Below are 1096 nucleotides of genomic sequence, written 5' to 3' on the forward strand. Positions count from 1 at the left end.
CAATATATGACGTGTCCGACTCATTTATCAACCAAGAAATGAAAAAAGCGACCAAGGCGCCGCAGCACCTGATCGCCTTATTCCTGATGTCGTTACTCTAATCGCAAGGGAAATCCACCGGTATCTAGCATCAGGCTTGTCCAAGGTGTAAGTACCGGTGGATTTATGTTTCCTTGCATAGTTTACTTATTAGAGTGGTTTGCCCATTATGAAGACCGTCCAATAGCTGAAGCCCGTGAAGGTCACGATCATATAAGCCCAGAAGAGAAGAATATAGGTTCTCTCCGTGAATTTCAAATATCCCAGGATCACGAAGAAAGCGGTCTGCATGAAGAAGAGCAGTGCCATCTCGATATGATCTCCCGCAAAGGCCATCAACCCGATGGTTAGGGTAAAAAAGCCAAGAACTCGAAACATCCGTGCCACGATTATATCCTCCTCTCGTATGTACGCACATAATGCCGCTATGAACATTATAGCGTTATGGCAAAATCGTGTAAACGTCTAACTCAAGAAAAGCCATCATTTTTTATCTTGTCCAGCAATCAAGCAATAAATTTGTAACAAATTATTCGAATCCACGCTTTTCCCTACAGTTAGAGTATGATCTGTATCCAAAATGGAAATACATTTTAGTATCAAATAGATTCTATGAACTCTATGAGAGGCATAGAAATGAATTAAGCAGTTTTTATACCCTATTCAGAGGCCGGTTACGGTATTGAAGACGGTTATTTTAGGATGTCGTTAGGAGGGTTTTATGGTATGTCAGCAGTGAGACAGGATGCATGGAGTGCGGAGGACGACCTAATATTAGCTGAGGTAACCCTGCGTCATATTCGTGAGGGCAGTACCCAATTGGCTGCTTTTGAGGAAGTGGGAGAGAGAATCGGCCGAACATCGGCAGCATGTGGATTTCGTTGGAATAGCTGTGTGCGCAAGAAATATGAGGACGCCATTAGCTTGGCGAAATCTCAGCGTCAGAAGAGAAGTTATTATAAAAAACAACCTTCAGCCAGCGGAGCACAAGTTGCAGGATTAGCTGTTTCGGATCTGGAACAGGATGTTTATAAGGCAGAAGGCGTAAGTGAGGAAG

2 protein-coding genes are annotated in these 1096 nt (G+C 43.3%); one reads left to right on the forward strand and one right to left on the reverse strand.

What is annotated here, in order from left to right; all coding sequences use genetic code 11:
- Nucleotides 1-189: 189 nt before the first annotated feature.
- A complete protein-coding gene (locus tag ACFRAK_RS29530; RefSeq protein WP_023956407.1) occupies nt 190-426 on the reverse strand; it encodes a DUF2626 domain-containing protein in 237 nt (78 codons plus the stop codon).
- A gap of 339 nt (nt 427-765) precedes the next feature.
- Between ACFRAK_RS29530 and ACFRAK_RS29535 the strand changes: the two genes are divergently transcribed.
- Nucleotides 766-1096: RsfA family transcriptional regulator (locus ACFRAK_RS29535; RefSeq protein ID WP_394573276.1), on the forward strand; the 331-nt coding region annotated here is incomplete at its 3' end.

The organism is Peribacillus sp. NPDC056705 (genome assembly GCF_043656335.1).